Annotated in this window: 21 protein-coding genes and 1 pseudogene; 6 read left to right on the top strand and 16 right to left on the bottom strand. The window is 75.4% G+C overall.

All coding sequences use genetic code 11. The annotated features are described in order from the left end of the window. Positions 1–83: 83 nt before the first annotated feature. Positions 84–1,040 carry a 2-hydroxyacid dehydrogenase gene (locus DQ238_RS05330; RefSeq protein WP_113780256.1) on the bottom strand — a complete coding sequence of 319 codons (957 nt, stop codon included), beginning with the start codon at positions 1,038–1,040 and terminating at the stop codon, positions 84–86. 49 nt (positions 1,041–1,089) lie between these two features. Between DQ238_RS05330 and DQ238_RS05325 the strand changes: the two genes are divergently transcribed. Beyond that, positions 1,090–2,256, top strand: a complete 1,167-nt coding sequence (locus tag DQ238_RS05325) for a sorbosone dehydrogenase family protein (protein WP_113780255.1) — start codon at positions 1,090–1,092, stop codon at positions 2,254–2,256. A gap of 39 nt (positions 2,257–2,295) precedes the next feature. Here DQ238_RS05325 and gatB read toward each other — a convergent pair whose 3' ends face one another. The 4 genes and pseudogenes from gatB to gatC all read right to left on the bottom strand — a co-directional run. Next, on the bottom strand, positions 2,296–3,807 hold the full coding sequence (gene gatB / locus DQ238_RS05320; protein ID WP_113780254.1) for an Asp-tRNA(Asn)/Glu-tRNA(Gln) amidotransferase subunit GatB: 1,512 nt from the start codon (positions 3,805–3,807) through the stop codon (positions 2,296–2,298). After that, positions 3,804–4,001: a hypothetical protein gene (locus tag DQ238_RS05315; protein ID WP_113780253.1), complete on the bottom strand. Its 198-nt coding sequence runs from the start codon at positions 3,999–4,001 to the stop codon at positions 3,804–3,806. The genes gatB and DQ238_RS05315 overlap by 4 nt, the downstream gene beginning before the upstream one ends. Then, positions 3,998–5,524 carry an Asp-tRNA(Asn)/Glu-tRNA(Gln) amidotransferase subunit GatA gene (gene gatA / locus DQ238_RS05310; protein ID WP_199506152.1) on the bottom strand — a complete coding sequence of 509 codons (1,527 nt, stop codon included), beginning with the start codon at positions 5,522–5,524 and terminating at the stop codon, positions 3,998–4,000. Before gatA ends, DQ238_RS05315 begins: the two co-directional genes overlap by 4 nt. A gap of 2 nt (positions 5,525–5,526) precedes the next feature. Continuing rightward, positions 5,527–5,820: pseudogene (gene gatC, locus DQ238_RS05305) on the bottom strand (Asp-tRNA(Asn)/Glu-tRNA(Gln) amidotransferase subunit GatC); the annotation flags it as partial. Positions 5,821–6,130: 310 nt separating this feature from the next. On the opposite strand from gatC, the gene DQ238_RS05300 reads away from it, so the two are divergent. From DQ238_RS05300 to DQ238_RS23045, 4 genes are all read left to right on the top strand, one after another. Next, positions 6,131–6,811: an ACT domain-containing protein gene (locus tag DQ238_RS05300; RefSeq protein WP_113780251.1), complete on the top strand. Its 681-nt coding sequence runs from the start codon at positions 6,131–6,133 to the stop codon at positions 6,809–6,811. A gap of 108 nt (positions 6,812–6,919) precedes the next feature. Beyond that, positions 6,920–8,935, top strand: coding sequence for an HNH endonuclease signature motif containing protein (locus DQ238_RS05295; protein ID WP_113780250.1), 2,016 nt, complete (start codon positions 6,920–6,922; stop codon positions 8,933–8,935). 95 nt (positions 8,936–9,030) lie between these two features. Then, on the top strand, positions 9,031–9,369 hold the full coding sequence (locus DQ238_RS23050; RefSeq protein WP_199506151.1) for a class I SAM-dependent methyltransferase: 339 nt from the start codon (positions 9,031–9,033) through the stop codon (positions 9,367–9,369). Then, positions 9,351–9,650: a hypothetical protein gene (locus DQ238_RS23045; RefSeq protein ID WP_199506150.1), complete on the top strand. Its 300-nt coding sequence runs from the start codon at positions 9,351–9,353 to the stop codon at positions 9,648–9,650. Before DQ238_RS23050 ends, DQ238_RS23045 begins: the two co-directional genes overlap by 19 nt. 126 nt (positions 9,651–9,776) lie before the next feature. Here DQ238_RS23045 and ligA read toward each other — a convergent pair whose 3' ends face one another. From ligA to DQ238_RS05235, 11 genes are all read right to left on the bottom strand, one after another. Further along, positions 9,777–11,990 carry an NAD-dependent DNA ligase LigA gene (gene ligA, locus DQ238_RS05285; protein ID WP_233495725.1) on the bottom strand — a complete coding sequence of 738 codons (2,214 nt, stop codon included), beginning with the start codon at positions 11,988–11,990 and terminating at the stop codon, positions 9,777–9,779. Positions 11,991–12,046: 56 nt separating this feature from the next. Further along, positions 12,047–13,087 (bottom strand): methionine synthase, encoded by a 1,041-nt coding sequence (locus DQ238_RS05280; protein WP_113780249.1) that lies wholly within the window; start codon positions 13,085–13,087, stop codon positions 12,047–12,049. Positions 13,088–13,169: 82 nt separating this feature from the next. Beyond that, positions 13,170–14,258, bottom strand: a complete 1,089-nt coding sequence (gene mnmA, locus DQ238_RS05275; RefSeq protein ID WP_113780386.1) for a tRNA 2-thiouridine(34) synthase MnmA — start codon at positions 14,256–14,258, stop codon at positions 13,170–13,172. Between the two features lie 88 nt (positions 14,259–14,346). Next, positions 14,347–15,546, bottom strand: coding sequence for a cysteine desulfurase family protein (locus DQ238_RS05270; RefSeq protein WP_113780248.1), 1,200 nt, complete (start codon positions 15,544–15,546; stop codon positions 14,347–14,349). 488 nt (positions 15,547–16,034) lie between these two features. Then, positions 16,035–17,000, bottom strand: coding sequence for an electron transfer flavoprotein subunit alpha/FixB family protein (locus tag DQ238_RS05265; RefSeq protein WP_113780247.1), 966 nt, complete (start codon positions 16,998–17,000; stop codon positions 16,035–16,037). Positions 17,001–17,033: 33 nt separating this feature from the next. Next, positions 17,034–17,813 (bottom strand): electron transfer flavoprotein subunit beta/FixA family protein, encoded by a 780-nt coding sequence (locus DQ238_RS05260; protein WP_113780246.1) that lies wholly within the window; start codon positions 17,811–17,813, stop codon positions 17,034–17,036. A 163-nt stretch (positions 17,814–17,976) separates the two neighbouring features. Next, positions 17,977–18,762, bottom strand: a complete 786-nt coding sequence (locus DQ238_RS05255; RefSeq protein ID WP_113780245.1) for an enoyl-CoA hydratase/isomerase family protein — start codon at positions 18,760–18,762, stop codon at positions 17,977–17,979. A gap of 36 nt (positions 18,763–18,798) precedes the next feature. Then, positions 18,799–20,475 (bottom strand): glycosyltransferase family 39 protein, encoded by a 1,677-nt coding sequence (locus DQ238_RS05250; RefSeq protein ID WP_113780244.1) that lies wholly within the window; start codon positions 20,473–20,475, stop codon positions 18,799–18,801. Then, positions 20,465–21,976, bottom strand: a complete 1,512-nt coding sequence (locus DQ238_RS05245; protein WP_199506149.1) for an NAD(P)/FAD-dependent oxidoreductase — start codon at positions 21,974–21,976, stop codon at positions 20,465–20,467. The genes DQ238_RS05250 and DQ238_RS05245 overlap by 11 nt, the downstream gene beginning before the upstream one ends. Positions 21,977–22,084: 108 nt before the next feature. Continuing rightward, complete coding sequence (locus DQ238_RS05240; RefSeq protein WP_113780242.1) at positions 22,085–23,788, bottom strand: hypothetical protein; 1,704 nt, start codon at positions 23,786–23,788, stop codon at positions 22,085–22,087. Between the two features lie 170 nt (positions 23,789–23,958). After that, positions 23,959–24,726, bottom strand: coding sequence for an ABC transporter ATP-binding protein (locus DQ238_RS05235; RefSeq protein ID WP_113780385.1), 768 nt, complete (start codon positions 24,724–24,726; stop codon positions 23,959–23,961). Positions 24,727–24,823: 97 nt separating this feature from the next. Between DQ238_RS05235 and glgX the strand changes: the two genes are divergently transcribed. Further along, complete coding sequence (glgX, locus tag DQ238_RS05230) at positions 24,824–26,974, top strand: glycogen debranching protein GlgX (protein WP_113780241.1); 2,151 nt, start codon at positions 24,824–24,826, stop codon at positions 26,972–26,974. Positions 26,975–26,991 lie beyond the last annotated feature (17 nt).

Raw genomic sequence — 26,991 nt, 5'->3', positions numbered from 1 at the left:
GTCCTCCCCACCCCTCGCACGCTCGGGGCGGGACCCGGGACGGGGCCGGGGACCCTGCAGGGGGCCACCCCTGCCCCCACCGCTCAGTAGACGTCGACGACGTTGGCCAGCGGCTCGTCGGCGAGGACCCGCGCCAGTTGGTCGGTGACCGCGGCGGTCGCCCGCGCCTCGCTCTGCGGCACGGTGCCCGCGATGTGCGGCGTGAGCAGCAGCCCCGGCGCCGACCACAGCGGGTGCCCGGCCGGCAGCGGCTCGGGGTCGGTGACGTCGAGCGCGGCGCGCAGCCGTCCGGCCCGGAGCTCGGCCAGCAGCGCGTCGGTGTCCACCACCACGCCCCGGGCGGCGTTGACCAGCAGCGCGCCGTCCGCCATCGCCGCGAGGAACGCCGCGTCGACCAGGCCGGTCGTCTCCTCGGTGACCGGGACCAGCACCACGACCACGTCGGCGTCGGGCAGCAGCCGCGGCAGCTCGTCGGTACCGTGCACGCCCTCGCGTGCGGTGCGGGCGGCGTAGGTCGGCTCGGCGCCCAGGTCGGCGAGCACCCGGCCGACGGCCCGTCCGATGTCCCCCGCGCCGACGACGAGCACGCGGGCGCCGACGACGGAGCGGTACGTGCCCGGGCTCCAGCGGCCGGCGTCCTGCTCGCGGACGAGGTCGGGGATGCCCCGCTGCGCGGCCAGGACGGCGGTCACCACCCACTCCGCCGTCGCCGGTGTGTGCGCTCCCCGGGCGTTGCACAGGACGACCCCGGCGGGCAGCCGGCCGGCGAACCGCTCGGCGCCGGCGCTCTGCAGCTGGACCAGCCGCAGCCGGGGCAGCGCGTCCGGCAGCCACTCCGGGACGCCGGTGCCCGCGGCGGGCACCCACACCTGGGCCCGGGCCGCCTCGCCGGACGGCGGGCCGTCGGACGGCGCGAGGCGGTGCGCCCGCACCCGGGGCGCCACCGCCTCGACCGCGTCGGCCAGGCCGGCGGAGGGGACGAGGACGTGCAGCGTCTCGCCGGGGCCGACGACCTGCGAGCCGCGGATCTCGGGGGGCACGGACCCGACCCTAGGCCCCTCGCCGTCCGGCGCACGTACTGTTCCAGGGGTGAGCCGGCGGCGCGGGGTGCAGGGACGCGGGCTGGTCGGCGCCGCCCTGCTGGCCGTCGTCCTCGCCGGGTGCGGCAGCGACGGCTACCAGCCCGCCGGCCCGTTCCGGCCGGTCCCCGAGGGCCCGCCACCCGAGGTCGCCCCGCCCACGCAGACCCCGCAGGTGCCCTCCCCCGGCGACCCCGCGCAGCCGAACGCGGGCGAGCAGGCCGGCGACCCGAACGTGGTCGCGTCCGGCCTGACCGTCCCGACCGGGCTGGTGGTGCTGCCCGACGGCAGCGCGGTCGTCGGGGAACGCGACTCCGGGCGGCTGCTGCAGGTCTTCCCCGACCGCTCACCCGTCCGGGAGCTGATGACCGTCCCCGGCGTGGACGGCACCGGGGACGGCGGGCTGCTGGGCCTGGCCCTCTCGCCCACCTTCGTCGAGGACGGGCTGCTCTACGCCTACGTCTCCACGTCCACCGACAACCGGGTGGTCCGTTTCCCCCTCGGGGGGACGCCGAACCCGGTGCTCCCCGGCATCCCCCGCGGACAGACCCACAACGGCGGCGGTCTGGCCTTCGACCTCGACGGCACGCTGTTCGTGGGCACCGGCGACACCGGCGACCCGGCGCTGGCCCAGGATCCGGCCTCGCTGGCCGGCAAGGTGTTGCACGTCGACGTCTTCGGCCAGCCGGTCGAGGACGGCGGCCCGGTGTACAGCCGCGGCCACTCCGACGTGACCGCGCTGTGTCTCGGCGGCGACGAGTCGCTGTTCGCGACCGACGACTCCGCCGCGGGCGCCGACGAGCTCGACGCCGTCAGCGAGGGCGGTGACCACGGCTGGCCCGCGCCGGGGCCGGACAGCGCCGCGCCGGTGGTCGACTTCCCGGCGGCCGAGGGCGGCCTGGGCGGCTGCGCCGTCTCCGGGCACACGGTGTACCTCGGCGCCCTCGACGGGCAGCGGGTGCACGTGGTGCAGCTCGACGGCGCCGGCGCGGTCGCCGTGGAGCCGACGTCCTTCCTCGACGGCCGCTACGGCCGGCTGCGCACCGTCGTCGTCGACCCCGACGGCGCGCTGTGGATCACCACGTCCAACCGGGACGGCGTCGGCACCCCGGCCGAGGACGACGACCGCGTGCTGCGCATCCTCCCGCCCGGCGGGGCGTCGGACTCCCCGCTGTGACAGCGACATCGCGGTCCCTGCGAGCGGGGGGCCGCGGTGTCACAGCACGCGCTCCTCGAGCATCCGCCTCACGGTCGGCGCGTCGGCCTTGCCCCGTGTCGCCTTCATGACCTGGCCGACGAGCGCGCCGAGGGCGGCCACCTTCCCGCCGCGGACCTTGGCGACGACGTCGGGAGCGCCGGCGATCGCGGCCTCGACGGCGGCGACCAGCTCGTCGGACTCCCCCATCACCGCCAGGCCGCGGGCCTCGACCACCTGCGCCGGGTCACCCTCGCCGGCGAGCACACCGTCGAGCGCCTGCCGGGCCAGCTGGTCGTTGACCGTCCCCGCGGCGACCAGGCCGGTGAGCTCGGCGACCTGCCGCGGGGTGACCGGCAGCTGCGCCAGCTCGACGCCGGCGTCGTTGGCCCGGCGGGCCAGCTCGCCGAGCCACCACTTGCGCGCGTCGGCGGGGGTGGCGCCGGCGGCCACGGTGTCGGCCACCAGGTCGACGGCGCCGGCGTTGACGATCCAGGCCATCTCCGTGGCCGACAGCCCCCACTCCTCGCGCAGCCGCGCCCGGCGGGCCGCCGGCAGCTCCGGCAGCTCGGCGGCGAGCCGCTCCACCCACGGGGCGTCCGGGGCCACCGGGACGAGGTCGGGCTCGGGGAAGTACCGGTAGTCGGTGGCCTCCTCCTTGCTCCGCCCGGGTGAGGTGGTGCCGGTGTCCTCGTGGAAGTGCCGGGTCTCCTGCACCACCCGCCCGCCGGCGTCGAGGACGGCGGCCTGCCGGCGCATCTCGTAGCGGACGGCGCGCTCCACCGACCGCAGCGAGTTGACGTTCTTGGTCTCGGTGCGCAGACCCCACTCCAGGCTACCGATCGGCGCGAGCGAGGTGTTGACGTCGCAGCGCAGGTTGCCCTGCTCCATCCGCACCTCGGACACGCCCAGCGCCAGGAGGATGTCGCGCAGCTCGGTGACGTAGGCGCGGGCCACCTCGGGCGCCCTGGCCCCGGTGCCCGGGATCGGCCGGGTGACGATCTCGACCAGCGGGATGCCGGCCCGGTTGTAGTCGACCAGCGAGTGCGAGGCGCCGTGGATGCGCCCCGTGGCCCCGCCGACGTGCAGGTTCTTGCCGGTGTCCTCCTCGAGGTGCACCCGCTCGATCTCCACCCGGTACGTCTCGCCGTCGACCTCGACGTCGAGGTGGCCGGCGGTGCACAGCGGCTCGTCGTACTGGCTGGTCTGGTAGCCCTTGGGGATGTCCGGGTAGAAGTAGTTCTTCCGCGCGAAGCGGCTCCAGGGGGCGATCCGGCAGCCCAGGGCCAGCCCGATGCGGATGGTCGCCTCGATCGCCGCGGCGTTGGACACCGGCAGCGAGCCGGGCAGGCCCAGGCACACCGGGCAGGTCTGGGTGTTCGGCTCGGCGCCGAAGGTGGTGGCGCAGCCGCAGAACATCTTCGAGGCGGTGCCCAGCTCGACGTGGGTCTCCAGGCCGATGACCGGCTCGTAGCGGGTGAGGACCTCGCCGAAGTCGACGAGACGCTCGCCGGTGTGGGTGCTGGCGGTCATCTGCGGCTCTCCTCCGGGCCGGTGCTGCGGCCGTCCGGCCGCGGACGCCCGGTCAGCACAGCACCGAGGGCGGTCAGCAGGCCCAGGACGATGAAGACGGCGAAGACGGCGCGGCCGGTGACCAGCCACAGCACCAGGCCGACGACGACGACGAAGGCGGTGAGGGCCCAGGCGGCCTTGAGCGGCCCGGTCACGCCGGGGCCCCGCTCGGCGCCCGCTGCGCCAGCTCGTCGAGCAGCCGGTGACCGCGGGCGGCGTCCAGCGCGGCCTCGACGGCGGCGGCGACCCGGTAGCAGCGGTCGTCGGCCAGCGCCGGCGCCATCACCTGGAAGCCGACCGGCAGGCCCTCGGACAGGCCGCACGGCACCGAGATCGCCGGCAGCCCGGCCAGGCTGGCCGGCAGGGTGCACAGGTCGGCGGCGTACATGGCCAGCGGGTCGTCGACGCGGGCGCCGATCGGCCAGGCCACGGTCGGGCTGGTCGGGCTGACCAGCACGTCGACGTCGGCGAAGGCGGCCGAGAAGTCCCGGCCGATCAGCGTGCGGACCTTCTGCGCCTGCCCGTAGTACGCCTCGTAGTAGCCGGCCGAGAGCGCGTAGGTGCCCAGGATGATGCGGCGCTTGACCTCGGGTCCGAAGCCCTCCTCCCGGGTCAGCGACATGACCGTGTCCAGGTCGCGGCTGCCGTCGTCGCCGACCCGCAGGCCGTGGCGCACGCCGTCGAAGCGGGCCAGGTTGGACGACGCCTCGCTCGGCGCGATCAGGTAGTAGGCCGCCAGCGCGAGGTCGAACGACGGGCAGGACACCTCGCGGACCTCGGCGCCCATGCCCTCCAGCAGCGCCACCGCCTCCCGGACGCGCGCCAGCACGCCGTCCTCGTAGCCGTCGGTGTGCCCCGCACCGCCGAGCTCGCGGACGATGCCGACGCGCAGCCCGGACAGCTCGCCGCGGGCTCCCTCGGTCGCGGCCTGCGCCAGCGGCGGCACCGGGGCGTCGATGCTCGTGGAGTCGCGCCGGTCGTGCCCGCCGATCGCCTCGTGCAGGACGGCGGCGTCGAGGACGGTGCGCGCCATCGGCCCGGCCTGGTCCAGGCTCGAGGAGAAGGCGATCAGGCCGTAGCGGGAGACCGAGCCGTAGGTGGGCTTGTGCCCGACCAGCCCGGTGACCGCGGCCGGCTGGCGGATCGAGCCGCCGGTGTCGGTGCCCAGCGCCCACGGGGCCAGGCCGCCGGCGACCGCCGCCGAGGAGCCGCCCGAGGAGCCGCCGGGGACGCGGTCGGGGTCCCACGGGTTGCGCGCCGTGCGGTAGGCGGAGTTCTCCGTGGAGGAGCCCATCGCGAACTCGTCCATGTTGGTCTTGCCCAGCAGCACCGTGCCGGCGTCCTTGAGCCTCGCCGCGACGGTCGCGTCGTAGGGCGGGCGCCAGCCCTCGAGGATCCGCGAGCCGCTGGTGGTGGGGACGCCCTCGGTGACGACGACGTCCTTGAGCGCGACCGGCAGGCCGGCCAGCGGGCCGAGCTCCTCGCCGGCGGCGCGGGCGGCGTCGACCTCGGCGGCGCGAGCCAGCGCGGCCTCGGCGTCGACGTGCAGGAAGGCCCCGAGGACGTCGTCCCGGGCGGCGATGCGGTCGAGGTGGGCGCGGGTGAGCTCGACCGAGCTCAGCTCGCCGGCGGCCAGCCGGCGGCCGAGCTCGGCGGCGTCCTCGTTCGTCAACTCCACGCTCACTCCTCCTCCCCGAGGATCTGCGGCACGCGGAAGCGGTCGTCCTCGGCCGCCGGGGCCTGCGCCAGGACGACGTCCCGCGGCAGACTCGGGGCGACCACGTCGGGGCGCGTGACGTCGGTCAGCGGCACAGCGTGGGTGGTCGGCGGGACGTCGGCGACGTCGGCCTTGCCGACCTGCGCCACCGCGTCGAGCACGGCGGAGAGCTGGCCGGCGAAGTGGTCGAGCTCCTCGTCGCTGAGCGCCAGCCGGGCCAGTCGCGCCAGGTGCGCGACGTCGTCGCGTCCGAGCCCGGCAGTGCCGTCACGCCCGGGCCCGGCGGTGCCGTCACGCCCCGGTCCGGCGGTGTCCTGGCGGGCGGGTGGGTCCTTCGGGACGGGGGTGCTCATGCTGGGGCGGGACTCCACTTCCGCGGCGCCGGAGAGGCGCTCGTCACCACGTCTGCAACCCGGCCACTGTACGTTGCGCCTCGGCGGCGCCGGTCGGCCGGAGAAGGTCCACACCGTGCTGCGGGGACGGCTCGACCGGCGAGCGGTCGATGCGAGAAGCTGGCGTCGCCTGCGATCGACGGAGATCGGCCCGTACCCCGAACCCGGAGGAACCGTGTCCCATCTCCTGCGGCTGGTCGTACCCGACCGGCCCGGCATCCTCGGCGCGGTCGCCACCTCGCTGGGCACCGCCGGCATCGACATCGTCTCCGTGGACGTCCTGGAGCGCGGCGGCGGCGTCGCCGTCGACGACATCGTGGTGGACCTCCCACCCGGTCGCCTCCCCGACAGCCTGATCACCGCCGCCACCGCGGTGCCGGGCGTGGAGGTGGAGTCGCTGCGGCCCTTCGCCGGTCCCCTCGACACCCACCGGGAGCTCGAGCTGCTCGAAGCGCTGGCCCGGGCGGCCACACCGGTCTCGCCCACCCTCGCGGTGAAGCTGCTCGCCGCCGAGCTGCCGCGGGTCTTCCACAGCGGCTGGGCCGTCGTCCTCCGGGGGACGGCGGAGCAGCCGTGCGAGGTGCTGGCCGCATCCGACGCGGCGCCCACCTTCGACGGGATGACGCTGCCCTGGCTGCCGCTGCCGGCGCCGCGGCTGCTGCCCAGCGAGGAGGACTGGCTGCCCGAGCGCTGGCGGGAGATGGCCATCGAGATGATGGCCGCCTCCTTCGGCAGCCCGCAGACCGCGGTGGTGCTCGGCCGCTCCGGCGGGCCGGCCTACCGGCGCTCGGAGCTGCTGCGCCTCGTCCACCTGACCGGCATCGCAGCCAGCGTCGCGCACCTGCCACCCGTCTGATCGCACGGTCGTCCATCTCGGCGCCCTTCGCCTGCCTCAGGCCGATGACCTGCGCATTCTCCTCCAGATGGCTTGCACAGCCGGTCGTTCGAACTCATGATCGAATTCATGGACGACGGGGCGCAGGCCGGGACACGGCAGGCACCTGCGCCCACGGTGGGGTGGGCGTCGGGGCCGCTGGGGGCGGTGCAGGCCGCCGATCGGGAGATCGCCCGGCAGACCGCGCTGCGCGCCCGGGCGGTGGCGGCGTTCGTCGCGACCCGCCCGGCCTCGGTCGACCGGGCCCAGGGTGAGCGCGGCGCGATGAGCGCCGAGCGGTGGGCGGCGCGGGCGGACGTGCTGCGGCCGGTCAGCGAGTGGGCGACGCCGGAGCTGGCGATCGCGCTCAACCTCACCCAGCCGGCAGCTGAGCAGCTGCTGCAGCGGTCCCTGACGCTGGTGCACCGGCTGCCCGCGACCCTCGTCGCCCTCGAGACGGGGGTGCTGCACGCCGGGCACCTGTGGCACCTGATCGACAAGGTCGCCGCCGTCGAGGACGAGGTGCTGCGCGGCGAGATCGAGGCCGATCTGCTCGCCTGGGCGGCCCGGCGTGCTCAGGTGACCACGCCCAGCCAACTCGGGGACAAAGCCCGCCGGATGGTGGCCCAGCGCGACGCCACCGCTGCCGCTCGGCGGCTGGCCCAGGCTCTCAAAGAACGCGGCATCTCGATCCGCCCCGAACGGGCCGACGGCATGGCGGCGGTGACGGTGGTGTGCACCATGCCGGAGGCCAAGGCGCTGTACGCGGCGCTGGTGCAGTGCGCCGAGGCGATCGTCAACGAGCCCGGCGAGCCGGTGCGCACCCGCGGGCAGAAGATGGTCGACGCCCTGCTGGACCTGGTGCTGCGACCGGGTGAGACCGACCTGCCGCCGGTGCGGGTGCTGCTGACCATCGTCGCCTCGGTGGCCACGATGCTCGGCGGTGACGCCCCAGGTGAGGTGGACGGGGAACTGGTGCCGGCGGAGATGGTCCGCCAGCTGGCCCGCGCCTTCGCCGGCCTGGACCCCACGCCACTCGTCGACGTTGCCGACGACACCACGGCCACCGACGGCGAGCCGGTCGATGTCGAGGGCGCCCCGGTCGAGCGGGCCGCCGCCGAGCTGGACGCGGCGGAGTTCGACCGGTGGCTGGCCGAGTTGGTGCGCCGCGGCTTCGGCGACCACCCCGCTCCCGGCAACGCCGCCGACCAGCCACCGTGGGACACCGGCCCAGAACCCGACCTCAACGACCTCGACGACCTCGATGGCGGGGACGGCCGCGGCCCTGACAGCGGGCCGGGCGCATGCGAGGCGAGGCCGCCGGCCGCAGCGGTCGGCGGGGCGGCGCCGCCGGATGAGCCCGCGACCTCCTCCGCGGGCGGCTGGTGGGCGGCCGCCGATCGGGCCGTGGACGACGCTGGTGCGGCGGTGCACGCCGCCCGCATGGCGCTCGGCCACGCCCGACGCTCGGTGCGCACGGCGCAGCAGGCAGAGGCCGGCGACGAGGCCGCGTGGCGGGCCAGCCCTGCCGGGCAGGTGGATGCCGCCACCGACGCCCTCGGCGCACTCGCCGCCGCGGCAGACACCCAGCGCGAGGACCTCGCCGACCTGCTCACCGCCACCGCCGGGGGTGGGCTGGCCGACCGGCCCCGGATCGTGTTGGCCGACGCCGTCACCGGCGCGATGCTGGCCCTCACCGAGCTGCCCGGCCTGCGCCGGGTCGCCCACTGCGGCGCCCGCCCCTGCCGCCGCCATCCGGAGACCTGCACCCACGACCTGACCGGCCGACCCGGACTGCACGCGGCCCAGGCCACCGACGGCTACCGGCCCGGTGCGGCGCTGGACCGCCACGGCCGTGCCCGTGATCGGCGCTGTCGGTTTCCAGGGTGCCGCCGCCGCGTGCCCAAGGCCGGGGAGCTCGACCACAACCGGCCCTACGCAGCAGGCGGGGAGACCCGCGCGGCCAACCTCGCCGGCTACTGCACCGGCGACCACCGCGGGAAGCACCAGGCACCAGGCTGGCGACACGACCTCGCCCCCGACGGCACGCTCACGGTCACCACACCCACCGGCCTGACCGCCGTCACCGAACCCCCGCCGTACTGAGACGTGGGTGCTGGACATGCCGATGACAGCCGGACGGCAGGCGGAGCACCGGAAACCCGTGGCGACCTGAGCCCGGTCATCGGCACAGTGGCCACATGGCCGTCGACCACTTCGCTGGGTGGATCGCGGAACACTACGACGAGTCGGCAGCCGAGATGTTCGAACCGGCGGCAGTCGGTCCGGCGGTGGACCTGCTGGCCGAGCTGGCAGACGGCGGTGCCGCGCTGGAGCTCGGCATCGGAACCGGCCGGATCGCACTGCCGCTGCGCGACCGCGGCATCCACGTGCACAGCATCGACCTGTCCCCCGACATGGTGGCGCAGCTGCGGGCCAAGCCGGGGCCGAGCGGATCCCCGTCACGACGGGCGACTTCGCCGCCATCGTGGTGGGGGCGACCTTCTCCCTCGCCTACTTCGTGTTCGACACGAGCCTGAACCTGACGACCCAGGAGAAGCAGGTCGCCGGCTTCGCCGACGTCGCGAGGCACCTGGAGCCCAGTGGGCGGTTCGTCATCGAGGTCGGCGTCCCTGACCTCCGGCGGCTGCCGCCCGGGGAGTCCGCCCGTCCCTTCCACGTGTCACCCACGCCGCTGGGGTTCGACGAGTACGACGTCGCCGGGCAGGGCCTGGTCTCCCACCACCAGGTGTTCACTGACGGGCGGTGGCGCGTCACCTCGATCCCGTTCCGCTACGTGTGCCGGCCGAGCTCGACCTGATGGCCGGGATGGAGCTCGAGGCGCGGTGGGGCGGCTGGGACCGCCGGTCGTTCACGAACGAGAGCCGCTCGCACGTGTCGGTCTGGCGGCGGCCGGGCTGACTCCGCTGGCCCCCTTCAGGGTCCTTCAGGCGTCGCCGGCGGTCGGCGCACCGTCGGGAGCTGGGCCACCGGAGGCCGCCGCGTCCAGCTTGCTGCCGTCACCGACGGTGGCCACGGCGCGGGCGGCGTCGGGGCCCTCCTCCAGCAGCACCCGGAAGCCGTCATCGTCCAGGATCGGCGCCTTGACCTGCACCGCCTTGTCGTACTTGCTGCCCGGGTCGTCACCCACGACGACGAAGCCGGTCTTCTTGCTCACCGAGCCGGTCACCTTCCCGCCACGCTCCTGGATCGCGGCGATCGCCTGGTCGCGGCTGAAGTCGCGCAGCGACCCGGTGACGACGACGGTGACCCCGGTCAGCGGGCCGGGACCGGCGTCCTCACCGTCGTCAGCCATCCGCACCCCGTCCGCCCGCCACTTCTCCACGACGCCGCAGTGCCAGTCGACGGTGAACCAGTCCTTCACCGACCGGGCGATCGTCGGGCCCACGCCGTCGGCGGCGGCCAGCTCCTCCTCGGAGGCCTCGGCGATCCGGTCGAGCGAGCGGAAGTCCCGGGTCAGCGCCTGGGCCGCGGTCGGCCCGACGTGCCGGATGGAGAGGGCGACCAGCACCCGCCAGAGCGGGACGGCCTTGCGGGTCTGCAGGTTGGCCAACAGCTTGTGGGCGTTGGCCGTCAGGGCGGCGTCCTTCTTCGTGAAGAACGCCGACCGGGAGAGCTTCTCCTCGTCGAGGGAGAAGAGGTCCCCCTCGTCCTCGATCAGGTGGGCCTGCAGCAGCGCGATCGCCGTCTCGTAGCCGAGCGCCTCGATGTCGAAGGCTCCGCGACCGGCGACGTGGAACACCCGCTCCCGCAGCTGCGCCGGGCAGGACCGGGCGTTCGGGCAGCGGATGTCGGCGTCGCCCTCCTTCTCCGGCCGCAGCTCGGTGCCGCACTCGGGGCAGTGGGTGGGCATGACGAACCGCCGTTCGTCACCGGTGCGGGCGGCCACCACCGGGCCGAGCACCTCGGGGATCACGTCGCCGGCCTTGCGGATGACGACGGTGTCGCCGATGAGCACGCCCTTGCGCTCGACCTCGCTGGCGTTGTGCAGCGTGGCCAACTGCACCGTCGACCCGGCGACCTTCACCGGCTCCATGAACGCGAACGGCGTCACCCGGCCGGTGCGCCCGACGTTGACCCGGATGTCGAGCAGCTTGGTGGTGGCCTCCTCCGGCGGGTACTTGAAGGCGATCGCCCAGCGCGGCGCCCGCGAGGTCGAGCCCAGCCGGCGCTGCAGGGCGATCTCGTCGACCTTGACCACCACGCCGTCGATCTCGTGCTCCACCGAGTGCCGCTGCTCGCGGTAGCGCTCGATGTAGGCCCACACCCCGTCCAGGTCGTCGACCACCTCGAACCGGTCGCTGACCGGCAGGCCGAGCTCCCGCAGCCGCCGGTAGGCCTCGGACTGCCGCTCGGGGGTGAACCCCTCCCGCGCTCCGAGGCCGTGCACCACCAGGCGCAGCGGACGGGACGCGGTGACCTTGGGGTCCTTCTGCCGGAGGGAGCCCGCGGCGGCGTTGCGGGGGTTGGCGAACGGCGGCTTGCCGCCCTCGACGAGCCCCGCGTTCAGCTCGGCGAAGGCGGCGACCGGGAAGTAGATCTCCCCACGCACCTCGAGCAGCGGGGGGACGTCGTCGCCGGTCAGCTGCTGCGGGACGTCGTCCATCGTGCGGACGTTGGCCGTGACGTCCTCCCCCGTCACGCCGTCGCCGCGGGTGGCCGCGCGGACCAGCCGGCCGCCCTCGTACAGCAGGGCCACCGCCACGCCGTCCACCTTGAGCTCGCACAGGTAGCAGACGCCGGAGCCCACCTCCCGCTCCACCCGTGCCGCCCAGGCGGAGAGCTCGTCGCCGGAGAAGGCGTTGTCCAGGCTCTGCATCCGCTCCAGGTGCCGGACCGGGGCGAAGGTCGCGGTGTAGCCACCGTTGACCTTCTGGCTCGGCGACTCGGGGGTCACCAGGGCCGGATGGGCGGCCTCGAGCTCCTTGAGCTCGCCCATGAGCGAGTCGTACTGCCCGTCGCTGACCAGCGGGGCGTCCTGCACGTAGTAGGCGAACGCGTAGCGGTCGAGCTCCTCGGCGAGGTCGCGGTGCCGGGTGCGCGCCTCGTCGGAGACCTCGGTGACGTCCTCCCGGTCGGCCGGGGCGGCCACCTGCGGGGCGTCGGTCAGGGGCTCGTCCAGGTCGGCTTCGGTGGTCACGGCGGAACGGTATCCGGCGGTTCCGACAGCCGAACTGGCCTTCCCCCGGTCGGGGGTCAGTCCGGCAGCAGGTAGCGGGCCGCCTCGCGCACGTGGGTCATCGCCGTCCGGGCGTAGCCGGCCGTGGCGCCGGCCAGCCCGCAGGCCGGGGTGAGGGTCACCTCCCCGGCGAGCTGCTCGGCCGCGAAGCCCAGCTCCCGCCACCACGCCTGCACCCGCGAGGCGGTCCCCTTCGGCGCCGGGAGGGCGGCGTCGGTGCCGGGGACGACGCCGGGCAGCAGGTGGGTGCCGGCCTCGACGGCGGCGCCGATCGCGTCGAGGTCCTGCACCAGCCCCAGGTCGAAGGACACCGCGTCCGTCCCCGCCGAGCGGAAGAGCTCCAGCGGGGCGCGGTTCGTGCAGCAGTGCACCACCACCGGCGCGGGCAGCGCCCGCACGACGCCGGCCAGCTCCTGCTCGACGACCGACGCCTCGACCGCCGGCAGCTTCCCCCAGCCGCTGGCGGTGGGCAGCGCGCCCTGCAGGACGGCGGGCACCGAGGGCTCGTCGAGCTGCACGACCACCCGCGCGCCGGGCACCCGCGCGGTCACGGCGGCGACGTGCGCGGCGAGCCCCTCGGTCAGCGACTGCGCGAGGTCGCGGCGGGCGCCGGCGTCGACGACGGCGCGGTCGCCCCGGGTGCGCTCCAGCCCGGCCGCGAGCGTCCACGGCCCGGCGGCCTGCACCTTGAACAGCCCCTCGTAGGCGTCGGCGACGTCGTACAGGGCGTCGAGGTCGCGGGCGAGGAACTCCGCGGCCCGGCGCTGGTCCATGCCCGACCGCGGGACCAGCCGCCAGCCGGCGGGGGTCAGCTCCACGGCCAGGTCGACCAGCAGCGCGGCGGTGCGGCCGATGAGGTCGGCTCCGGCGCCGCGGGCGGGCAGCTCGGGCAGGTGCGGGAAGTCCGGCAGCTCGCCGGTGACCAGCCGCAGTGCCTCGGCCGGGTCGGTGCCGGGCAACGAGCCCACGCCGGTGGCCGGCCCCCACGGTGTCGGCGTGGGCGTGTCCTCCTGCGGGGTCGGGTCGACCGGCGAGGAGGGGTGGATCGGCGAGACCACGACGGCGACGGTAGTCGCGTCGCACCGGCCCCCTCCAGGGCGTCCCCGAGCCTGCGAGGGGTGGGGAGGAGGAGGTCCTCTCTCAGGCGGGAACGCGCCGGCTCGCGGCGACCACCGTGCCCTGGCCGAGCACCAGGTCACCGCGTTCGGCGTCGGGGGCGTAGAGCACCGCCGACTGCCCCGGCGCCACACCGCGCTGCTGCTCGTCGAGCAGCAGGCGCAGGCCGCCGCCGTCCCCGGCCGTGACCTCGCACGGCACCGGCGTGCCGTGGGCGCGCAGCTGCACCTCGGCGCGCGCCGGCAGCTGCGGCGCCGGGCCGGTCCAGGTGGGCGCGGCGGTGCGGACCTCGCCGACCCCGGCGAGGTCGGCGGTGCCGATGGTCACCGTGCGGGTCACCGGCTCGATGCCCAGCACGTAGCGCGGTCGGGAGTCGCCGACCGCGGCGCCGAGACCGCGGCGCTGCCCGACGGTGAACCCGTACGTGCCGGCGTGCTCCCCCACCGTCGCGCCGGTGGCCGCGTCGACGACCGGCCCGGGCCGCTCTCCCAGGCGCCGGGCCAGGAAGCCGCGGGTGTCGCCGTCGGGGATGAAGCAGATGTCGTGGGAGTCGGCCTTGGTCGCCACGGCGAACCCGCGCTCGGCGGCGATCTGGCGCACCCGCTGCTTGGTCATCGACCCCAGCGGGAAGACCGCACCCGCCAGCTGCTGCGCGGTCAGGACGGCGAGCACGTAGGACTGGTCCTTGCCCGCGTCCACGGAGCGCCGCAGCTCGCCGTCTACCAGCCGCGCGTGGTGGCCGGTGACGACGGCGTCGAAGCCCAGGGCCTGCGCCCGGTCCAGCACCGCGGCGAACTTGACCCGCTCGTTGCAGCGCAGGCACGGGTTGGGGGTGCGCCCGGCGGCGTACTCGGCGACGAAGTCGTCGACGACGTCCTCGGTGAACCGCTCGGCCAGGTCCCAGACGTAGAACGGGATGCCGAGCTCGTCGGCGACCCGGCGGGCGTCGTGCGCGTCCTCGACGCTGCAGCACCCGCGGGCGCCGCTGCGCAGGGTCTGCCGGTCCGGGGAGAGGGCGAGGTGGACGCCGGTGACGTCGTGCCCGGCGTCGACGGCCAGCGCCGCGGCCACGGCCGAGTCCACGCCACCGCTCATCGCGGCGAGCAGCCTCATCGGCCAGCCCTCCACCGGGCTCCGCGGTCGTTGCGCTCCTCGCTCGCAGTCCCCCGCAAGCGGGAGGTGCCCCCCCTCGCTGCCGTGCTCACTCCTTGTCGCCCCGGCCCAGCCCCGCACGACGGGCCCGCTCCACCACCGGGCCGATCACGTCGAGCACCGCGTCGACGTCCTCCTCGACCGAGGTGTGCCCGAAGGAGAACCGCAGCGAGCTGCGGGCGCGGTCCGGATCGGCGCCGACGGCGAGCAGCACGTGGCTGGGCCGGGCGACGCCGGCGCTGCAGGCCGACCCGGTGGAGCACTCCACACCGCGGGCGTCGAGCAGCATGAGCAGCGCGTCCCCCTCGGCACCGGGGAACGACAGGTGCGCGTTGCCGGGCAGCCGGCCGGGCCCGCCGGCGACGACGTCGTCCAACGGGGCACCGTTGAGCTGCACGTCCGGCACCTGCGCCATCACGCCCGCCACCAGCCGGTCGCGCAGCGCGGCCAGCCGCGCGGCGCGTTCCTCCCGGCTGCCGACGGCGGTGCACGTGGCCACCTGCAGCCCGACGATCGCGGCGACGTCCAACGTCCCCGAGCGCACGTCACGCTCCTGCCCGCCGCCGTGCAGCAGCGGCATGCACTCGGTGTCACGGCGCAGCAGCAGCACCCCGGCGGCCATCGGGCCGCCGAGCTTGTGCCCGGTCATGCTCAGCGCGTCGACCCCGCTGGCCCCGAAGTCGACCGGCACCTGCCCGACGGCCTGGACGGCGTCGGTGTGCAGCGGGACGCCGACGGCGTGCGCGACCTCGGCGAGGGCGGCCAGGTCGCTGACCGTGCCGACCTCGTTGTTGGCCCACATGACGCTGGCCAGCGCGACGTCCTCGGCCGTGCCGAGGGCCGTCCGCAGCGCCTCGGGGGCCACCCGGCCGGTCGGCTCGACCGCGAGCCAGGTGATGTCGGCCCCCTCGTGCTTGGCCAGCCACTCGACGCTGTCCAGGACGGCGTGGTGCTCGGCGGGGCTCGCCACGATGCGCCGTCGGCGCGAGTCGACCTCGCGACGGGCCCAGAAGAGCCCCTTCACGGCGAGGTTGTCGCCCTCGGTCCCCCCGGCGGTGAACAGCACCTCCGACGGACGGGCGCCGAGCGCCTCGGCCAGCCGCTCCCGCGACTGCTCGGCGACGCGGCGCGCGGCGCGGCCGCTGGCGTGCAGCGACGAGGCGTTCCCCACGCGGCCCAGCTGCTCGGTCATCGCAGCCACCACCTCGGGGAGCACCGGCGTGGTCGCCGCGTGGTCGAGGTAGGTCACCTGCCCTCCTCGCTGGCGCTCGTCGGCCACGTGACCTGGGGTGCTGCGCCCCTGGGTGACCTCGCGAGCTCGGTCACCGGCCCTCCTCGCTGGCGCTCGTCGGCCACGTGACCTGGGGTGCTGCGCCCCTGGGTGACCTCGCGAGCTCGGTCACCGGCCCTCCTGCTGGCGCTCGTCGGCCACGTGACCTGGGGTGCTGCGCCCCTGGGTGACCTCGCGAGCTCGGTCACCGGCCCTCCTCGCTGGCGCTCGTCGGCCACGTGACCGTCATGCTGTGTTCCCGCGTGACCTCGCGAGCTCGGCCACCTCGCCAATGTAGTCGCGCGCCCGCCGGCGCCCGCTGCCGCCGGCCGGTCGGAGGAGCCGTCCACGTCCACCTCCGCGCCAACCACCGCACGGCCCGGCGGCTTCCCGGTCCGGACAGCCGTCGAGCGCCGCCCCGGGAGGGGACGGCGCTCGACGGCAGCGGACCGTGCCGGGCGCCTCGCTCAGCCCTTGCGGGCCTGGATCTGCTCGGTGGCCTGGGGGACGACGGTGTTCAGGTCGCCGACCACGCCGAAGTCGGCCAGCTCGAAGATCGGCGCCTCGGGATCCTTGTTGACCGCCACGATCATCTTCGAGGTCTGCATACCCGCCCGGTGCTGGATCGCCCCGGAGATGCCCACCGCGATGTAGAGCTGCGGAGAGACGGTCTTGCCGGTCTGCCCCACCTGGAAGGTGTGCGGGTAGTAGCCGGAGTCGACCGCGGCGCGGGAGGCGCCGACCGCCGCGCCCAGGGAGTCGGCGAGGGCCTCGATGATCGAGAAGTTCTCCGCCGAGGCCACCCCGCGGCCACCGGAGACCACGATCGCCGCCTCGGTGAGCACCGGGCGGCTGCTCTTCTGCTCCACCACCCGGTCGACCACCCGGGTGGCCTTGGCCTGCTCGGAGATCTGCACCGGCACCTGCTCCACGTCTGCGGCAGCCGGCGCCGGGGTGGGGGTGACCGAGTTGCCGCGCACCGTGTAGATGGGGATGCCGACGGTCACCTTCGAGTGCACGATCGTCGCCCCGGCGAAGGCGACCTGGGTCGCGGTGCCGTCAGCAGCGATGTCGACCACGTCGGTCAGGAAGCCCGAGCCGGTCTTGACCGCCAGCCGCCCGGCGATCTCCTTGCCCTCCGGCGAGGAGGGGATGACCACCGCCGCCGGGGACCTCTCGGCCACCAGCGTCGCGAGCACCTCGGCCTTGGGCGCGATCAGGTACTCGTCGATCTCCGGCGATTCGGCGACGTAGACCCTCGCCGCGCCGTACTCGGCCAGCACGTCCCTGGCACCTTCGGCCGCACCCGGGGCGCCGACCACGACCGCCGAGGGCTCGCCCAGCGCGCGGGCGGCGGTCAGTGCCTCCAGGGTGGTCTTGAGCACCCCCTCCCCGGCCGGGTTCAGCTCGGCCAGGACCAGCACCTCTGCCATGACTTCCGTCTCCTCTCCCGCGTTCGATCCGGGTCAGACGATCTTCTGGCCGGCCAGGAAGTCGACCAGCTGGGCGGCGCCGTCGCCCTCGTCGGCGACCTTGACCCCGACGCCCTTGGGCGGGCGGCCGGCGAAGTCGAGCACCTGGGACGTCGCACTGGCCAGGCCCACCGTGGCCGGGTCGATGCCCACCTCGGCCAGGCCCAGCTTGGTCACCGGCTTCTTCTTGGCGGCCATGATGCCCTTGAAGGAGGGGTAGCGCGGCTCGTTGATGGTGTCCCAGACCGACACGATCGCCGGCAGCGGCGCCTCGATCGCCCAGTAGCCGGTGTCGGTCTGCCGCTCCACCCGGGCCATCCCGCCCTCCACGGTGAGCTTGCGGGCCCCGGACAGCGCCGGGATACCCAGCCGCTCACTGAGCAGCGCCGCCATCACCGACAGCTGCCCGTCGGTGGACTCCGCACCGCAGAGCACGATGTCGTAGGAAAGCTGCCCCAGCGCGGCGGCCAGGATCGCCGAGGTCTGCGGAGCGCACGCGCCGTGGATGGCGTCATCGACCACGTGCACCGCCTTGTCCGCGCCCATCGACAGCGCCTTGCGGATCGCATCGGCCGCCGACTCCGGCCCGACGGTCAGCACGGTCACCTCACCACCGTGGGCCTCCTTGAGGACCAGGGCCTCCTCGATGGCGTACTCGTCGATCTCGTTGACGACGTTGTCCGCGCTCCCTCGGGCGACGGTGTTGTCCGCCGGATCCAGGCTGCGCTCGCTGCCGGAGTCGGGGACCTGCTTGACCAGAACGACGATCTCCATCGCCAGACCTACCTCCGCGCTGGGGCCTTCGGGTGCGGGCGGCACGCCCGCCTGCTCCGATAGTGGAGGTTACCGCCGGGTAACGGGGAGGCCCCCACGGGTACCGGTGACCCACGTCACCGGGGTGGCCCCGTCGGTCGGCGACGGTCGGGCCGCCGTCCGGTCACCGGCCGGTGAAGGTGGCCTTCCCCGGACCGTTCTCCAGGAACGAGCGCATGCCGGCCTCCTGGTCCTCGGTGTCGAACAGCTCGGCGAACAGCCGGCTCTCCAGGGCCAGCCCCTGCGCGAGCGGCAGGTCCAGGCCCTCGTCGACGGCCCGCTTGGCCGCGGCCAGCGCCAGCGGCGGGCCGGCGGCGAACTTGCGGGCCATCGCCACCGCCGTGTCGTACACCTCCTCGTCGGGGACGACGGCGTCGGCCAACCCGATCTCCAGCGCCTCCTCGGCCCCGACGTGCCGCCCGGTGAAGACCAGGTCCTTGGCCTTGGCCGGCCCGACCAGGCGGGCCAGCCGCTGGGTGCCGCCCGCGCCGGGGATGACGCCCAGCAGGATCTCCGGCTGGCCGACCTTGGCGCCGGCGCCCATCACCCGGAAGTCCGCGCACAGCGCCAGCTCGTAGCCGCCGCCCAGGGCGTAGCCGGTGATCGCGGCGATGACCGGCTTGGGCACCTGGGCCACGGCGGTGAAGGAGCCGGTCAGCTCGCGGCCCCAGGCCACCATGCTGCGGCCGTCGAGCCGCGACATGGCCTTGATGTCGGCGCCGGCGGCGAAGACCCGCTCCCCGCCGTAGAGGACGACGGCGCGCACGTCGTCGCGCTGGCCGGCCTCGACGGCGGCGGCGCGCACCTCCAGGTGCAGCTGCTCGTCGATCGCGTTCATCTTGGGCCGGTCGAGGCGGATGGTCCCCACCCCGTCGGCCACCTGCAGGGTCACGAACTCCGGCGCTGTCATGGGGGCCTCCACGGAGGTGGTCGTCGTCGCCGCACCCTAGCCAGCCGCGCCGACCCCCGCGCTCCGGCGGGCCGGCTCGGCCGCCGGCACGGGCGGGAAGTACTGGAGCCGGTCGCTCTCGGGGATCCGCGCGTCGGCGGCCACCACCAGGTCGGGTTCGTCGCGGACGGCGGCCAGGGTCTCCACCAGGGCGCCGCACCGGCCCGGTGAGGGCACCCGGTAGCCGAGCCCGGTCACGACCCAGATCCCCGCGTCGCCGGCACGCTCGAGGACCTCCGCCGCGACCGTGGCCGAGGGGGTACCGGTCACCCGGTCGACGTAGTCGGTCCAGTCGACCCGGTCGGCCGGGCGCAGGTCCGGGTACACGACCAGGTCGAGGTCCGGCGGCACCAGGCGGGCCAGAGCGGGGCCGAGCTGGTCGGGACAGGTGACGACGACGTCCCCGGGGCCGGCGTCGGCCAGCGCGCGGGCCACCTGCCCGGCCTGCGTGCGGGGGGCGGTCAGCCCGGGCACGGCGGTGGCCACCCCCAGGACGGCGACCAGGGCGAGCCCCACCGCCCGCGCCCGGGTGCCGGGCAGGGCAGCCACCCCGGTGGCCACCAGCGCGAGGAACGCCACCAGGGCGACGCTGGTGTAGCGGTCGGCGACCGCGGTGCCGGTCAGCCGGCTCACCAGGCCGGCCACGACGAGGGTGCCCGCGGACAGCGCCAGCAGGACCGCGCGGGAGGGCCGCAGCCGCAGCCGCAGCAGCACCGTGGGGCTGCCGGGGCGGCGGGCGGCGGGCACGGCCAGCGCGCCGAGTGCGGCCAGGAGCAGCAGCGCCGTCCCCAGGGCGTGCGCGCGCACCGCTCCCCCGCCGCGCCAGGCGTCCAGGGCCATGGGCAGGGCGAGCAGGCCCGGCGGTTCGGCCCACGGGGTCCCGGTGTGGGTCACCTGCACCAGCAGGGAGGGCACCCAGGGGGTGAACAGCAGCAGCCCGAGGGCCAGGCCGGTCAGCACCCGCGACGCCGCACGTCGACGGGTGCGCAGCGCGGCCAGGGCGAGCAGCCCGGTGACCGCGACCAGGTGGAACGACCACAGATGGGTCAGCAGCAGGGCCCCGGTGACCGCGCCGAGCCCCAGGACCGGTCCGGCACCGTCCCGCCGGAGGACGGCGACCACGGCGACGGCGCCGAGGACGGTCAGGAACGCCAGCAGCGAGTACATCCGCGTCTCGCTGGCGTACCGGATGGCGAACGGCGACGTCGCCAGCAGCACGACCAGCGCGACCGCGACCCGGCGGCCGGCCAGCCGGCGGGCCAGGTGCCAGGCCAGCGGCAGGGTGAGCACGCTGAGCACCGCGGACAGGGCGCGCACCGCGGTCGCGCCCGAGCCGAACAGCGCCGTCCAGGCGTGCAGGAGCAGGTAGTACAGCGGGGGCGAGCCGTCCTGGCGGAGCGCGGCCAGCAGGTCCGGCAGCGGCAGCCGGGCGATCGCGACGCTCTGCGCCTCGTCCAGCCACAGCTCCGGCGGCGCGACGAAGCGGGCGACCACTCCGGTGACCCCGGCTGCGGCCGCCACGGCGGCCAGCGCCCGGACGACCCGGGACTGCCGGGGGCGCTCGCCGAGCCGGATCCAGGCGCTCGGGCGGCGCGCCGACCGGCCGCTGTCGGCCGCCGGCCGGGCCGGCGCGTCGGGAGCGGCGGCCGCCGCGCCGCCGGGACTAGGCGGCACGCGGCCCGCGGCGGGGCAGGACGGGCGCGGCCCGCCCGGTCCCGGACGTCGTCGTGCCGGACCGGTCGGCGGACGAGGAGGCCTCGCCGCTCTCGTGGTAGTCCTCCTCGACGTTGACCGACCACACGTCGTGGTCGGCGCCGGCGACGATGTTCTCCACCGTCAGCATCGCCGTCACCATCGAGTGGTCCTGGTTGTTGTACTTGTGCATGCCGTTGCGGCCGACCGGGTGGACGTTGGGCACCGCCTCGGCCAGCCACGCCCGGATGACCTCGACCCGCTCGTCGTAGCCGGCGTCGTAGACCGGGTAGGCCTTCGGCATCCGGACGACGAATCCGCGCTCCACCCGGTCGCCGGAGGCCACCAGCCCCAGCCGGACCAGCTCGTCGGTGGCCAGCTGCACGAGCGCCTCGTCGTCGGCGTCCCAGAGGTCGTCGCCCTCGTCGACGAAGTACTCCATCCCCAGGCAGGTCCGGCCGTCCTTGACCATGAACGGCGACCAGCTGCCGAAGTTCTGGATCCGGCCGACCCGGACCTCCGGCGAGTGGATGTAGATCCAGTTGTCCGGGAAGCTGGCCTCCTCGGGGACCACGAGGGCCACGGTGAGGAAGTCGCGGTGGGACAGCCCGCGCGCGGCCTCCCGGACGGTGTCGGGCGCCGGCGGGTCCATCGCCAGCACCAGCTCGGGCAGCGGCATCGAGGAGATGACGTGGTCGGCCGCGATCCGCCGGATGCGGCCGCCCGCCGAACGGCCGGTCCGGTCGGCGCGCACGCTCACCGCCACCGCGCCCTGCTCGTCCCGGTGGACGGCGGTGACGCGGGTGTCGAGGTGGACCGCGGCGCCGGCGTCGCGCACCCTCTCCAACGTCCGCTCCCACATCAGGCCGGGGCCGGTGCGGGGGTACTGGAACCGGTCGATCAGCGTGGTGATCGTCGTCCGGCCGGCCTGGGGGCGCAGCGCGTGCCACACCGCCCGCCACAGGTCGAGGTCCTTGATCCGCTGCGCGGCCCAGTCGGCCTGGATCTCCGTCGCGGGGATGCCCCAGACCTTCTCCGTGTAGGTCTTGAAGAAGATCTCGTAGAGCCGTCGCCCGAACCGGGCGGAGACCCAGCCCTCGAAGTGGCTCTGGTCGCGCGGCGGCCGGATGCGGGCGGCGACGTAGGAGGTCAGGCAGCGCACCGCCTCGACCGGGCCGAGACCGCGCAGGGCGTTCACCGGCTTGAGCGGGTAGTCGAAGAGCCGGCCGGCGTAGTGGATCCGGGACAGCCGGGGCCGGGAGAGGAACTCGTCGTCCTCCAGCATGCGGTGCCACCAGCGCTCGACCGCCGGCACCTTCGTGAAGAACCGGTGCCCACCGATGTCGAACCGCCAGCCGTCCCGCTCCACCGTGCGGCTGATGCCGCCGACGACGGAGTCGGCCTCGAGCACCGTGACGGGGACGTCCCGCTCGGTGAGCTCGAAGGCGGCGGTGAGACCCGCCGGCCCCGCGCCGACGACCACGGTGTGTCCGGTCTCCGACCCTTGACTGCGCACACGTCCTCCGAACTGTCCCGGGGGACCCGGGGGGCATGGTCGCTGAGCGGGCTGCTCAGCCGCGACCCCGCCGCCCTACCCCGGCCGTGCTCGACCGGAAACTACAGGTCCGCTCTGTGGTGGGGCCGCCGCCGACCCCTCCGCCTGGGGGTCGGCGGAGCCGCCGTCGGCAGTCTGGCCGGACGACGGGGCGGCACGCCAGAGGGTGACCAACCCGGTCGGCGCCGAGGTGGCGACCGGCGTGTAGTGGTCGGCCAGCTCGGCGGTGACGGCCCGGGTGCACTGCGCGTCCCGCACACCCGCCGACGCCCGGTCCAGCCCCACCACGACCACGTAGTCCAGCTCGCCCCGCACCGCCGCGAGGTCGACCACCGGTGGGACCTGCTCCAGCCCGGAGAGGGCCGGGTCCATGCGCTGCCGCACGCCCGGTGTCACGGCGAAGTGCACCTGGAAGTAGGCCTGCACGGCCTCGTAGTGACCGACGTCGACCCCGCCGGCGCGCACGGCCAGCCGGCTGGACTCGTGTCGGAGCGGGTCGGGCGACCCCCGGCCGGCCCAGGCCACCGACCGCTGGTAGTGCAGCACGACCAGCGTCGAGGCGGGCGGGATGTCGTGGGCGACGGAGAGCAGCTCGGCGACCTCGTCGGCCGCGGCGGCCTGCGCGGGCAGCCGGCCGAGCGCTGCGACCGAGGCGGCGAGCACCAGGACGGCGGTCAGCGCGGCGGCGGTGCGGGGTCCCGGGACGCGGGTGGCCGCCCACAGCACGAGCAGCAGCGGCGGGAACCAGGCCAGCCGGGCGGGGAGGAACCCGAAGTCCGGCCCCAGCTGGTCCGGCGTCAGCCAGTAGGCCAGGGTGACCCCGGCCGCGAGCAGCCCGAGCGCGAGGCGCTCCGGCCGCGGCACGGGGGTGCCCGGACGCGCGCGGCGCAGCGCGGCGACGGTCAGGACGGCGATCGCGAGCACCGTGACCAGCGCCGGGACCCGCTCGCCCCCCCATCCGGTCACGAACGGCCGGACGCCGGTGAGCAGGGCGCGGACCCGCTCCGGCGAGGGGCCGCCCTCCCCCTCGGCCGGCGGCCCGTCCCCGGAGGACAGGTACCGAGCGGTGAGCGCCGCGCTCGGCACGGTGGCCAGCAGCACCGGCGCCACGTGCCGGCGGACGGCGTCGCGGGCTCGGTCCCCGGCGCGGACGGCGTCCCCCGCGCGGGCCGCGGCCAGCAGCAGGACGCTGCCGGCCGCCAGCACCCACGGCAGCAGGTGGGCGGTCCAGGTGAGCACCAGCAGCGCCGCGAGGGCGGCGCCCGCGGGCGTCCCCCAGCCCGAGCGGCGGCGCAGTGCGACCCCGAGGACGAGCAGGGCGCCGACCACGCCGAGGACGAAGTTGTCGAAGCCGTAGGCGACCAGCTGGCTGCCGGCCAGCGGCAGCGCAGCGGCCGCCAGCCAGCCGGCCCGGCGGTCCACGCCGCGCACCGCGTACGCCAGCGCCGCCACCAGGCCGACGACGAGCCCGGCGACGAGCAGCCGCTCCGCCCCGTCGGGTCCGGCCAGCGGCAGCAGCGCGACCAGGACCAGGGTGGTGAGCATGTTGGGCACCGGGGTCAGGTCGACCCGGTAGTGGTCGCGCAGCAGGGCCCCGGTGGCGTCCTCGTGGCCGGAGGTGAGCAGCACCCAGGCGCTGGCGACGTGCGCCGGGCCGTCCTGGCTGAGCACCGTGGGGAAGACCAGCAGCGGGAGCAGCTGCACCACCACCCCCAGCACCAGGGCGGCCGCGACCGCCACCGTCCGGGGGCCGGGACGGCGCCGCGGGCGGACCGGGGCCGGGGCGCCCGACGGCCCCCTCCGGGGCGTCCCCTGGCCCGGGGCGGGCTCCTCCGGGGCGTCCCCGAGCAGGCCTCCTCCCCGGCGTCCCCGAGTGGAGTGAGGGGGGCCGTGCACCAGAGGGTCCTCTCTCACGCGGCTCGGCGGGCGGTCCACCGGCCGTCGGCGCGCTGCACCTGCAGGGCCAGCCCGAAGGTCTGCGAGAGCGCGTCCGGGGTGAGCACGCCGTCCACCGGCCCGTGGGCCACCACCTGCCCGCCGCGCAGCAGCAGCGCGTGGGTGTAGCCGGGCGGGATCTCCTCCACGTGGTGGGTGACCAGCACCTGGGCCGGCGCGGAGAACAGGCGGGCGAGGTCGGCCAGCCGGGTGACCAGGTCCTCCCGGCCGCCGAGGTCCAGGCCCGCGCCCGGCTCGTCGAGCAGCAGCAGCTCGGGGTCGGTCATGAGGGCGCGGGCGATCTGCACCCGCTTGCGCTCGCCCTCGCTGAGGGTCCCGAACGGCCGGTGGGCCATCGGGGCGACCCCCCACTGCTGCAGAAGCCAGGCCGCGCGGGTCAGGTCGTCGACGTCGTAGCGCTCCCGCCCCCGCCCCACGATGGCGTAGCCGGCGGACAGGACGACGTCACCGGTCCGCTCCGCCGCCTGGATGCGCTGGGCCAGCGCGGCGCTGGTCAGTCCGATCCGCGGCCGCAGCTCGAAGACGTCGACCGCGCCGAGGGTCTCCCCCAGCAGGGCGACCGTGCCGCGCGTGGGGTGCATGTGCGCCGCGGCCAGCTGCAGCAGCGTCGTCTTGCCCGCGCCGTTGGGCCCGAGCACCACCCAGCGCTGGTCGGCCTCGACGGTCCAGTCGATGCCGCGCAGCAGGAACGTCTCCCCCCGGACGACGTCCACACCACGCATCTCCACGACCGGCTCGCTCGACACTCCCCCATCCAACCAACCCGCCGGACCCCGCCACGTGACACCCGGACTCACCCGCGGCTGTCAGGATCACCCCGTGCACAGCTCCCCGGACGGCAGCTCGGACGACGTCGAGGTCTGGCCCGGCTCCCCCGCGCCGCTGGGCGCGCACTGGGACGGCACCGGCACCAACTTCGCGCTCTGGTCGGCCGGCGCGCAGGCGGTCGACCTGTGCCTGTTCGACGCCGACGGCACCGAGCACCGCCACCGGCTGCAGGAGACCACCCACCAGGTGTGGCACGGCCACCTGCCCGGCATCGGACCCGGGCAGCGCTACGGCTACCGGGTGCACGGCGGCTACGACCCGGCCTCCGGGTTGCGGTACAACCCGGCCAAGCTGCTGCTGGACCCCTACACCCGGGCCGTCGACGGCGACCTGACCCTGCACCCGGCCCTGTTCGGCTACCCCGACGTCGCCGTCGACGGCCCGGTGCCCGACCCGCGCGACTCCGCGCCGTACGTGCCCCGCGGCGTGGTCGTGCACGACCCGTTCCCGTGGGACGGCGACCGGCGGCCGGGGATCCCGTGGTCGGACACCGTCATCTACGAGGTGCACGTCAGGGGCGCCACGATGCAGCACCCCGACGTCCCGCCGACGCTGCGCGGCACCTACGCGGGCCTGGCCCACCCGGCCTTCGTCGAGCACCTGCAGGCGCTCGGGGTCACCGCGGTCGAGCTGCTGCCGGTGCACCACTTCGTCAGCGAGCCGCACCTGCTCTACCGCGGCCTGACCAACTACTGGGGCTACAACACCCTGGGCTACTTCGCCCCGCACGCCGCCTACAGCTCGGCGGGCTCCGGCGGTGCGCAGGTCACCGAGTTCAAGGCGATGGTCAAGACGCTGCACGCCGCCGGCATCGAGGTCGTCCTCGACGTCGTCTACAACCACACCGCCGAGGGCGACCACACCGGCCCGACGCTGTCGTTCAAGGGCATCGACAACGGCGGTTACTACCGGCTGCGCGGCGGGGACCCCTCCCGCTACACCGACTACACCGGGTGCGGCAACACCCTCGACGTCCGCCGTCCACCGGTGCTGGCGCTGCTCATGGACTCGCTGCGCTACTGGGTCACCGAGATGCACGTCGACGGCTTCCGGTTCGACCTGGCCGCGGCGCTGGCCCGCTCGATGCACGACGTCGACCGGCTCTCGGCGTTCTTCGACGTCGTCCACCAGGACCCGGTGGTCAGCCGGGTGAAGCTGATCGCCGAGCCGTGGGACGTCGGCCCGGGCGGCTACCAGGTGGGCAACTTCCCGCCGCTGTGGACCGAGTGGAACGGCCGCTACCGCGACACCGTCCGCGACGTGTGGTCCGGCGCGCACGTCGGCGTCCGGGACCTCGCCTACCGGCTGACCGGTTCCTCCGACCTCTACCGCTCCGACGGGCGGCGGCCGTTCGCCAGCATCAACTTCGTCACCGCCCACGACGGCTTTCCCCTGGCCGACCTGGTCACCTACGAGCGCAAGCGCAACGAGGCCAACGGCGAGGGCAACCGGGACGGCGAGAGCTCCAACCGCAACTGGAACTGCGGCGTGGAGGGCCCGACCGACGACCCCGAGGTCGACGCCTGCCGCGCCCGGCAGGTGCGCAACCACCTGGCCACGCTGCTGCTCTCGACCGGCGTGCCGATGCTGACCGCCGGCGACGAGCTCGGCCGCACCCAGCAGGGCAACAACAACGCCTACTGCCAGGACAACGAGATCTCCTGGATCGACTGGAAGGCCGCCGACGAGGACCTGCTGGCCTTCGTCTCCCGGCTGGTGCGGCTGCGCCGGTCCTCCCCCGTGCTGCGCCAGGAGGCCTTCTTCGAAGGACACGAGATCCCCGGCACCGGCGGCACCCGCGACCTCGCCTGGTTCGCCCCCGGCGGCACGCAGCTCACCACCGCCGACTGGTTCGACACCGGGTTGCAGACGATCGGCATGTACCTCGACGGCCGCGGCATCCGCCACCGCGACGAGCGCGGCCGGCCGGTGCAGGACGACTCCTACCTGGTGCAGCTGCACGCCGGCGCCGAGCCGGTCACGGTGCACCTGCCCGGACCGCCCTGGGCCGACGGCTACGAGTTCGTCGTCTCGACCGAGTACCCGACGGGTGCCCCGCCGCGGCCGGCGGTCGTCGCCCCCGGCCCGCTGGAGGTGCCTCCGCGCACCGTCTGGCTGCTCCGCGTCCTGCGGAGGCCCTGACCCGCCTGGGCATGGGA

Origin of the sequence: Geodermatophilus sp. TF02-6 (genome assembly GCF_003319115.1) — a bacterium.
GTDB lineage: Bacteria > Actinomycetota > Actinomycetes > Mycobacteriales > Geodermatophilaceae > Geodermatophilus.
Note: the sequence above shows the minus strand (reverse complement) of the source record. Positions and strands in the feature narration are given on the sequence as shown.

Coding starts and splice junctions, on each gene's coding strand:
- mnmA (WP_113780386.1), bottom strand. CDS start 14,258: ATGAGGCTGCTCGCCGCGATGAGCGGTGGCGTGGACTCGGCCGTGGCC.
- DQ238_RS05255 (WP_113780245.1), bottom strand. CDS start 18,762: ATGACAGCGCCGGAGTTCGTGACCCTGCAGGTGGCCGACGGGGTGGGG.
- gatB (WP_113780254.1), bottom strand. CDS start 3,807: ATGACCGCCAGCACCCACACCGGCGAGCGTCTCGTCGACTTCGGCGAG.
- DQ238_RS05260 (WP_113780246.1), bottom strand. CDS start 17,813: ATGGAGATCGTCGTTCTGGTCAAGCAGGTCCCCGACTCCGGCAGCGAG.
- DQ238_RS05235 (WP_113780385.1), bottom strand. CDS start 24,726: ATGCGTGGTGTGGACGTCGTCCGGGGGGAGACGTTCCTGCTGCGCGGC.
- DQ238_RS05265 (WP_113780247.1), bottom strand. CDS start 17,000: ATGGCAGAGGTGCTGGTCCTGGCCGAGCTGAACCCGGCCGGGGAGGGG.
- DQ238_RS23050 (WP_199506151.1), top strand. CDS start 9,031: ATGGCCGTCGACCACTTCGCTGGGTGGATCGCGGAACACTACGACGAG.
- DQ238_RS05295 (WP_113780250.1), top strand. CDS start 6,920: ATGGACGACGGGGCGCAGGCCGGGACACGGCAGGCACCTGCGCCCACG.